Raw genomic sequence first — 9,617 nt, forward strand, 5'->3', positions numbered from 1 at the left:
AATCAGGCGGCGACCTCCGCTTGTTGCGCCACCGCCGTGTCGTCGCTCAGCGGATGCGCCAGCCGCGTCAGCATTTCCTTTGGCACCACCTGCCAGAAATGGTGCTTCGCCCGGTCCCAATCTTCCAGGATCGCGCCCGACCAGCGGCTGTCGGTCATCGCATGATGTTCGGCGACCAGGCCCTTGAGCACCCCTTCCCAATGCGCCGCCCCCAGCCGGTGCAGCGTGATGCTCTCCGGATTATGGTTGCGCTCGAAACTGGCGTCATGGTCGTAGATGAACGCCATGCCGCCGGTCATGCCCGCGCCGAAGTTCGTACCGGTATGGCCCAGCACGACCGCCGTCCCGCCGGTCATATATTCGCAGCCATTGGCGCCGCAGCCCTCGACCACGACGGTCGCGCCCGAATTGCGCACGGCGAAGCGCTCGCCCGCCTGCCCCGCCGCGAACAGCTTGCCCGACGTCGCGCCGTACAGGACGGTGTTGCCGACGATGGTGTTCTCATGGCTCTTGAGCGGTGACGACACCATCGGGCGGACGGTGATGATCCCGCCCGACAGCCCCTTGCCGACATAGTCGTTGGCGTCGCCGAACACCTCCAGCTTGATGCCCTTGCACAGGAACGCGCCGAGGCTCTGCCCCGCCGACCCGCGCAGCCGCACGGTGACATGGCCGTCGGCCAGCTTCGACATGCCGAACTTGCGCGTGATCTCGCTGGACAGGCGGGTGCCGACCGCGCGGTGGGTGTTGCGCACGGAATAGGTCAGCTGCATCTTCTCGCCGCGCGAGAAGACCGCCGCCGCATCCTTGATCATCTGTGCATCGAGGCTGTCGGGCACTTCGTTGCGGAAGGTCGACAGGCTGAAGCGCCGCTCGCTCTCGTCCGCATCGACCTTCGCGAGGATCGGGTTGAGGTCGAGGTCGTCGAGATGCTCGGCCCCGCGGCTGACCTGCCGCAGGAACTCGGTCCGTCCGACCACCTCGTCGAGGCTGCGCACGCCGAGGCGCGACAGGATCTCGCGCACTTCCTCGGCGATGAAGGTCATCAGGTTGATGACCTTTTCGGGCGTACCGGTGAACTTGGCGCGCAGCCGCTCATCCTGCACGCACACGCCGACCGGACAGGTGTTGCTATGGCACTGGCGCACCATGATGCAGCCCATCGCCACCAGCGACAGCGTACCGATGCCGAACTCCTCGGCGCCGAGGATCGCGGCGGCGACGATGTCACGCCCGGTCTTGAGCCCACCATCGGTGCGCAGCACCACGCGACCGCGCAGGCCGTTCAGCGTCAGCGTCTGGTTGACCTCGCTCAGCCCCATTTCCCACGGCGTGCCGGCGTACTTGATCGACGTCTGGGGCGACGCGCCGGTCCCGCCGACATGCCCCGACACGAGGATGACGTCGGCATGCGCCTTCGCCACGCCCGCCGCGACCGTGCCGATCCCGGCCGAACTGACCAGCTTCACGCACACCCGCGCCTTCGGGTTGATCTGCTTCAGGTCGTAGATGAGCTGCGCCAGATCCTCGATCGAATAGATGTCGTGGTGCGGCGGCGGGCTGATCAGCGTCACCCCCGGCGTCGCATGGCGCAGCTTGGCGATGAACTCGGTCACCTTGAAGCCGGGCAGCTGCCCGCCCTCGCCGGGCTTCGCACCCTGCGCGACCTTGATCTCGATCTCGTCGCAGGCGTTGAGATACTCGGCGGTGACACCGAACCGGCCCGACGCCACCTGCTTGATGACCGAATTGCCGTTATCGCCATTCTCGTACGGCTGGTAGCGGATCGAGTCCTCGCCGCCCTCGCCCGAGACCGCCTTCGCGCCGATGCGGTTCATCGCGATCGCCAGCGTCTCATGCGCTTCCGGGCTGAGCGCGCCCAGCGACATGCCCGGCGTCACGAACCGCTTGCGGATCTCGGTGATCGCCTCGACCTGTTCGATCGGCACGCCCGTGTCGGGGAAATTGAACTCCAGCACGTCGCGCAGATAGACCGGCGGCAGGTCGCGCACGCCCCGCGAAAACTGCATGTACGTCGAATAGCTGTCGGTCGCGACCGCGGTCTGCAGCAGGTGCATCAGCTGCGCCGAATAGGCATGCGCCTCGCCGCCGCCACGCTGGCGATAGAAGCCGCCGATCGGCAGCGTCGCCACCGCCGTATCGAACGCCGCCTCGTGCCGCTGCGTCGCGTTGACGTGCAGCGAGTGATAGCCCTCGCCCGAAATCTTGGCCGGCATGCCGGGGAAGAAGTCGTTGACCAGCGCACGGCTCAAGCCCACCGCTTCGAAGTTGTACCCGCCGCGATAGCTGGAGATCACCGCGATCCCCATCTTCGACAGGATTTTCAGCAGTCCTTCGTCGATCGCGGTGCGGTGGCGCTTCAGCGCCTCGTCCATGCCGATCTCGCCGAACAGCCCGCGCGCATGGCGGTCTGCAATGGCGGCTTCGGCCAGATAGGCGTTCACCGTCGTCGCGCCGACGCCGATCAGCACCGCATAATAGTGCGTGTCGAGACATTCCGACGACCGCACGTTGATCGACGCGTAGGACCGCAGCCCCTTGCGAACCAGATGCGTATGCACCGCCGCCGCCGCCAGCACGCCCGCAATCGGCACCTTGGTCGCGTTCAGATGCTCGTCGGTCAGGAACAGCTCGCTGCGCCCCTCGCGCACCGCCTGTTCGGCCTGCGCGCGGATGCGAGCGATCGCGGCGCGCAGCGCCTCGGGTCCCTCGCCCGCCGGGAAGGTGCAGTCGATCTCCGCTGCCTGGGCGCCGAAATGCGCCTTCAGCCGCAGCCAGTCGCTGTTGGTCAGCACCGGGCTGTTCAGCACCAGCACCGCGCTTGCCCGATCCCCGGTGTCGAGGATGTTGGCGAGGTTCCCGAACCGCGTCTTGAGCGACATGACATAGCGCTCGCGTAAGGGATCGATCGGCGGGTTGGTGACCTGGCTGAAATTCTGGCGGAAGAAATGGCTGATGAGGCGCGGCTTGTCGGAAATGACCGCCAGCGGGGTGTCGTCGCCCATCGATCCGATCGCTTCCTTGCCGCCCTCGACCATCGGCGACAGGATCAGTTCCATGTCCTCCAGCGTCTGCCCGGCGCACACCTGCCGCCGCGCCAGTTCGGCGCGGTCGTAGCGCAGCGGCGCTTCGGCGGGGGCCGGCAGGTCGTCGATGGTCAGGAACCGGGCGGTCATCGCCGCATAGTCCGCCTCGGCAGCGATCTTGTCCTTGATCGCACGGTCCTTGTAGAGCCTGCCCTCGCCCAGATCGACGGCGAGCATCTCGCCCGGGCCCAGGCGGCCCTTCTCGACCACTGTCGCCTCGGCCACCGGCACCATCCCCGCTTCCGACCCGACGATCAGCAGCCCGTCGCCGGTCAGCGTGTAGCGCAAGGGGCGCAGCGCGTTGCGGTCGAGCCCGGCGACCGCCCAGCGGCCATCGGTCATCGCCAGCGCGGCGGGGCCGTCCCACGGCTCCATGACGCTGGCGAGATAGTCGTACATCGCGGTATGCGCCGGCGGCATGTCGGGCGCGCCCTGCCACGCCTCGGGCACCAGCATCAGCTTGGCGGTCGGCGCGTCGCGGCCCGAGCGACAGATCGTCTCGAACACCGCATCCAGCGCCGCCGTGTCCGACGCGCCCGCCGGGATCACCGGCTTGATGTCTTCCGAGCGTTCACCGAACGCGATGCTCGCCATCTTGATCTCGTGGCTGAGCATCCAGTTCTTGTTGCCGCGGATCGTGTTGACCTCGCCATTATGGGCGAGACAACGGAACGGCTGCGCCAGCCACCATTGCGGGAAGGTGTTGGTCGAATAGCGCTGGTGAAAGATCGCGACGCGCGATTCGAAGCGTTCGTCGGTCAGGTCGGGATAGAAATCCGACAGGCTCTCTGCGAGGAACAGCCCCTTGTAGATGATCGAGCGGCACGACAGCGAACAGAAGTAGAACCCGGTGATCTGCGCGGCGATGATCCGCTTCTCGATCCGGCGGCGGACCAGATAAAGGTTCTTCTCGAACTCGGCCTCGTCCATCTCTTCCGGGGCCGGCCCGGCGATCATGATCTGCTCGATCTCCGGCCGGGTCGCCTGCGCCTTCATGCCGATCACCGACACGTCGACCGGGACCTGCCGCCAGCCATAGATCGACCAGCCCGCCTCGATGATCTCCGATTCGACCAGCGTACGGCAGGTCTCCTGCGCACCCAGATCGGTACGCGGCATGAACACCATGCCGACCGCGAGCCGCGCGTGCAGCGGCTTGTGCCCCGACGCGGCGATCGCATCGTCGAAGAAACGGTGCGGCAGGTCGACATGGATGCCGGCGCCGTCGCCGGTCTTGCCATCGGCATCGACCGCGCCGCGGTGCCACACCGCGCGAAGTGCATCGATCGCCGACTGCACGACCCGGCGCGACGGCTTGCCATCGGTCGCGGCAACCATGCCGACGCCGCAGGCATCGCCTTCGAATTCGGGGCGGTACATGCCTTCGGTGGCAAGGCGGAGGCGTTCGGAGGTCATGTCGGTCATTCGTTCTCGCCCTTCGGCTTAGGAGGCTTCGGCAGATGCGCGGTCGCGGCCTCCACCTTCTTCATGATGCCCGGCATTTCCTGCAGCATCATCGGCATCGCCTTCATCATTTCGCCCATGATTTCCGGGTCGGCGAACAGCGATATGAACTGCTCGCCGAACGCCTGACCCGAAGGCGTGGCGAAAAAGGCGTTCAGGTCGTTCAATTGCCGCGCGTCGAACCGCTTGGCCAGCGCACGGGCCATGCCGGTGCGCAGCGACGGTTCCATCCGCCCCATCAGCGGGCCCAGTTCCTCGCCCATGACGCGCGTCATGATCCGCATCCGTTCATCGAACGCCGGATCGGCGGCCCGCGCCTTGGCCCGACCGCCGGGCACCGCCGTTTCCATGTTCGCGAGCATGGCATCCATCATCGCCGGAAACTGCTGCCGCATCAGCCGCATATAGACGCCCTGCGGCACCAGCACCGCGACCGACTTTTCCGCCAGCGCTAGGCGCGCCGGATCGATCGGTTGTACGGCAGCGGGGGCGGCCGGTGTCTGGGCCAGCGCCGGCGTGGCACCCAACAGCGAGGCTGCGAGGATCAGCGCCTTCATGCCGCCACCTTCGCAGCCTTAGCCTTCGCCTTCAGGTACGCGTGCATCCGCTCGGTCACGTCGCGGCCGTCGCGGATCGCCCATACCACCAGCGATGCACCGCGCACGATGTCGCCGGCCGCGAACACCCCGTCCAACGACGTCATCATCGACTTGCCGTCGACGCGCACCGTGCCCCAGCGGGTCACGCCCAGTTCGGGGGCATCGAACAGCGTCGGCAGATCCTCGGCATCGAAGCCCAGCGCCTTCACCACCAGATCGGCGTCGAGCACGAACTCGTTGCCCGGATCGGCCTCCGGCGCACGTCGCCCCGAGGCGTCGGGCGCGCCCAACCGCATGCCGGTCGCGCGGACCTGCACCACTTGGCCCTCACGTTCGTCGAACGCAGCGGGGGCAGAGAGCCAGACGAACTCGACGCCCTCTTCCTCGGCATTGGCGACCTCACGCTGCGAGCCGGGCATGTTGGCGCGGTCGCGGCGATAGAGGCACTTCACCGACTTGGCGCCTTGGCGGATCGCAGTACGAACGCAATCCATCGCGGTATCGCCGCCGCCGACCACGACGACATTCTTGCCCGCCGCATTCAGCGACCCGTCGTCATAGGCAGCCACCTGATCGCCGAAGCCGACCTTGTTCGACGCGGTCAGGTAATCGAGCGCATCGACCACACCGCCGCTGCCGACGCCCGGTGCCTTGATCGCGCGGGGCTTGTACACGCCGGTCGCGATCAGGATCGCGTCATGCTTCTGGCGAAGCTCGTCAAGCTTCGCATCGCGGCCGACCTCGAACCCTTCGTGAAAGACGATGCCGCCTTCTTTCAGCCGCTCGACCCGGCGCATCACCACCGGCTTTTCCAGCTTGAAGCCCGGAATGCCATAGGTCAGCAGCCCGCCGGCGCGATCGTAGCGGTCATAGACATGGACGTCATAACCGAGGTTGCGCAGCCATTCCGCCGCCGCCAGCCCCGCCGGGCCTGCGCCGACGATGCCGACCGACTGGCCACGCGCCGGGCCGACCGCGACCGGTTCGACCCAGCCCTTTTCCCACGCGGTATCGGTGATGAACTTTTCGACCGACCCGATGGTGACCGCGCCATGGCCCGAAAACTCGATGACGCAATTGCCCTCGCAAAGCCGGTCCTGCGGACAGATGCGGCCACAGATCTCGGGCATGGTCGAGGTGCTATTCGACAGCTGATAGGCCTCCTGCAACCGCCCCTCGGCCGTCAGGCGTAGCCAGTCGGGGATATGGTTGTGCAGCGGGCAATGCACCGAGCAATAAGGGACGCCGCATTGCGAGCAGCGCCCCGCCTGATCCTCGGCGGTCGGCGGGGCATAGCGCTCCGCGATCTCGCGGAAATCTTCCGCCCGCAATTCGGGTTCGCGCTTCGCAGGATAGGACTGCGGACGCGAAACGAACTTCAACATTGCTTGCTCGGCCATAATGCCCTCCGACCTTTCGGAAAGCATGTTTTGACCGCTGAGTCACGCAATAATCAGTCGATAGGTAAGCTATGATGACCTTATTGCTGCGTGTTGAATAGCAGTTTTTCAAGAACCAATCGCAACAACGGCTTTTATGGCCGTATCGGACCTATCCCACTGCGGGGATACGTCCTTGCGACAACAGCATAATCAACGCCCCGCCCAGCAGCACGCGGTAGACCACGAACGCCATATAGCCCCGCGTCGACACGAGCTTCAGGAATCCGACGATCGATGCATATCCCACGACGAACGAGATGACCGTCGCCAGCAGGGTCGGCCCCGGACCATAGGGGCCGAACTGTCCCCAGGTCTTGAACAGCTGGTATAGCCCCGACGCCAGCACCGCCGGAATGGCGAGCAGGAACGAGTAGCGCGCCGCCGCCTCGCGGGTGAAGCCCATGAACAGCCCGGCGGTGATCGTGCCGCCCGACCGCGACACGCCCGGCAGCAACGCCATCGCCTGTGCAAAGCCGAACACGATGCCGCTGCCCCAGCGCAGCCGGTCGAGGCCCAGCCGCCGTCGCCCGACCAGATCGGCGATGCCCAGCAGGATGCCGAAGCCGATCAGGCTGAACGCGGTGAACCACAGATTGCGCAGCGACGTCTCGATCGCGTCCTTGAACAACAGCCCCAGCACGACGATCGGCAGCGTGCCGACGATCACCAGCCAGCCCATCCGTGCATCGTCGCGCGCGACCGCATCCTGCCGGCCGCCGAAGAACTGGCCCAGCCACGCCGTCGCGATCCGCCAGATATCCTTGCGGAAATACAGCAGCACCGCCGCTTCGGTCCCGATCTGGATGATGGCGGTGAACGCCGCCCCCGGATCGGTGCCCGATGGCAGGAACGCCCCGGCGATGCGCAGATGCGCGCTGGACGACACCGGCAGGAACTCGGTCAGTCCCTGGATGATGCCGAGGATCGTGGCTTCCAGCCACGCGGTTGCAGGGTTCACGCGCGGGCGACCTTGTTGAAGCGGCCATTCTTGCGATAGACGACCAGCCAATCGGGCGCGACCGTCGCCAGTGGCACCGGCCGCACGCCGAACGCCTCGATCCCCGGCACCCCGTCACCGACGACATTGTCGCGCGACAGCATCGCCCATTGATCCTTGCTGATCGGGGTGAACGGCATCGCCGCGATCGCTCCGCCCAGATCGTTGGGAATTTCGAGGAAGCGGACATCGCGCCCGATCGCACCCGCGATCCAGCGGTTGAGGTCGCCCATCGAGATCACGTCCGGCCCGCCGATCGCATAGGTCTGTCCACCGAAGCGCTCCGGTTCGGCCAGCGCCTTGACCACCACCTGCGCCAGATCGACGACATAGATCGGCTGGAACTTGGTTGCCGCGGCCATCACCGGCACCAGTGGACGCCCGATCAGCGCCGGCGCGCCCGAAATCATCCCGGCGAAGCGATTGACGAAGCCATCCTCGCGCCCGAACACGATCGACGGACGCAGGATGGTCGCGGTCGGAAAGGCGGCCAGCACCGCCTGCTCGCCCGCCGCCTTCGACCGGCCATAGGCCGAGGGCGAGGCCGGATCGGCGCCGATCGCCGAAATCTGCACGAAGGCCTTCACGCCCGCCGCAGCGGCGGCTTCCGCCACGGTGCGCGCGCCCGCAACATGCACCTTGTCGAAATCGCCCTCGAGGATACCGACCAGGTTCACGACCGCATCCGATCCGGCGACCGCCCGCACGACCGTCTCCGGCCGCGACAGGTCGGCGGCGACGAACTGCGTCTGCCCCAGCCCGCCCTGCGTGCGCAGGTACAGCGCCTGACGCGGATCGCGCTGCGCGATGCGGACGCGTGCACCCGCCTTCAACAATTCCTGCACGACATAGCGGCCGACAAAGCCGCCGCCGCCGAACAGCGTCACCAACTGGTTCTTCATCGAGTCCGCCCTTGCCTGTCTCTACGCCAAGGCCCCATGCCGCTCCTGCAGCAAAACGGCAAGGACAACCTAAAATTCTCGAAACAAGTTGTTGACACCCCGCCGCACCCCCCGTAGAGGCGCCCTCCTACCCCGTGCCCAGATGGCGGAATTGGTAGACGCACCAGCTTCAGGTGCTGGCGATCGCAAGGTCGTGGAGGTTCGAGTCCTCTTCTGGGCACCATCGCTTCCTACAGCGTTGAAATCTCTCGGGGATCGTTGGAAAGACGGTCCCCCGAGAGGGTTTGCTACGACAAACTGCTACGGGAACGTGGCCCATCGTCAGGCCGAAAGTCCCGGAAAACCGTCCGTTCTGACAGCCCCGGCTGCTACGGGAAGCTGCTACGGGATTTGCCCAAGGGCGTGGCTCGACGGGGGCGAAAACTTTACTATCGCCACACTGTCCCAGTTGACGCTCAGCGGCTTCTGAATCGGCTCGAAATTTGGCGCTCGCTGCGGACGGACAGCCTCGCCATCGCCATGCGCCGTTTGCCAAGCGTCATCGCACGCATCGAGATGGAAATAGAGCACGCGCGTGCGATGGCAGGTTTGCCGGTCGATGTGACGCTGATCCAATCGTTAAAAGACGATCTTGCCGAGCATGCGCTTGAGACCGCGCCGCCACCCAGCACAAATGCCCAGCCTGATAAACTGCTCACGCTTGGCGAGGCTTATCGCAGCTACATCGACGATCCGACCCGCGCTTGGACCACCAACACGCGAGAGGCGTATGAAACAAGCCGCAGGCTCGCCATCGCGGTGATCGGTGGGGCAGTCGCTGTCTCGTCGATCTCGCGTGCGCACTGTCGCGACATGCTCGACGTTCTCCGATTCCTACCCGCCAACGCGAGCAAAATCTTCCCGAAGCTCTCGCCGCGCGAGGCGGCAGATCGCGCGCGTTTGCGCGGCGGCATCAAGATCATCAGCGCGGCGCACGCCAATTCGCTGATGTCGAACATGAGCAGCTTCCTGAACTGGGCGGTCGATGAGGAACTGCTCGCTCGTAATCCGGCATGTCAATCGGCGTCCAAAAGGGACCCCCTATCGGCGTCCAAAAGGGACCCCCT

The 9,617-nt window shown here is 65.9% G+C and carries 6 protein-coding genes, 1 tRNA gene and 1 pseudogene; 3 read left to right on the top strand and 5 right to left on the bottom strand.

Annotation, left to right across the window (positions count from 1 at the left end):
* Positions 1–2: 2 nt before the first annotated feature.
* The 5 genes from gltB to AVT10_RS14520 form a co-directional block, all read right to left on the bottom strand.
* Positions 3–4,532 (bottom strand): glutamate synthase large subunit, encoded by a 4,530-nt coding sequence (gene gltB / locus AVT10_RS14500; protein WP_066693004.1) that lies wholly within the window; start codon positions 4,530–4,532, stop codon positions 3–5.
* Positions 4,529–5,128: a DUF2059 domain-containing protein gene (locus tag AVT10_RS14505; RefSeq protein WP_066693008.1), complete on the bottom strand. Its 600-nt coding sequence runs from the start codon at positions 5,126–5,128 to the stop codon at positions 4,529–4,531. Before AVT10_RS14505 ends, gltB begins: the two co-directional genes overlap by 4 nt.
* Positions 5,125–6,570, bottom strand: coding sequence for an NAD(P)-dependent oxidoreductase (locus tag AVT10_RS14510; RefSeq protein ID WP_066693010.1), 1,446 nt, complete (start codon positions 6,568–6,570; stop codon positions 5,125–5,127). The genes AVT10_RS14505 and AVT10_RS14510 overlap by 4 nt, the downstream gene beginning before the upstream one ends.
* 151 nt (positions 6,571–6,721) lie before the next feature.
* Positions 6,722–7,570 (bottom strand): undecaprenyl-diphosphate phosphatase, encoded by an 849-nt coding sequence (locus tag AVT10_RS14515; protein ID WP_066693011.1) that lies wholly within the window; start codon positions 7,568–7,570, stop codon positions 6,722–6,724.
* Positions 7,567–8,511, bottom strand: coding sequence for a complex I NDUFA9 subunit family protein (locus tag AVT10_RS14520; protein WP_066693014.1), 945 nt, complete (start codon positions 8,509–8,511; stop codon positions 7,567–7,569). Before AVT10_RS14520 ends, AVT10_RS14515 begins: the two co-directional genes overlap by 4 nt.
* 136 nt (positions 8,512–8,647) lie before the next feature.
* Here AVT10_RS14520 and AVT10_RS14525 point away from each other — a divergent pair.
* The 3 genes and pseudogenes from AVT10_RS14525 to AVT10_RS14530 all read left to right on the top strand — a co-directional run.
* Positions 8,648–8,734, top strand: a tRNA-Leu gene (locus AVT10_RS14525).
* Positions 8,735–8,913: 179 nt separating this feature from the next.
* Positions 8,914–9,027 (top strand): annotated as a pseudogene (locus AVT10_RS18960) (DUF6538 domain-containing protein); the annotation flags it as partial.
* A gap of 3 nt (positions 9,028–9,030) precedes the next feature.
* Positions 9,031–9,617: hypothetical protein (locus AVT10_RS14530; RefSeq protein WP_198158599.1), on the top strand; the 587-nt coding region annotated here is incomplete at its 3' end.

It is taken from the genome of Sphingomonas hankookensis, assembly GCF_001619955.1.
Lineage (GTDB): Bacteria > Pseudomonadota > Alphaproteobacteria > Sphingomonadales > Sphingomonadaceae > Sphingomonas > Sphingomonas hankookensis_A.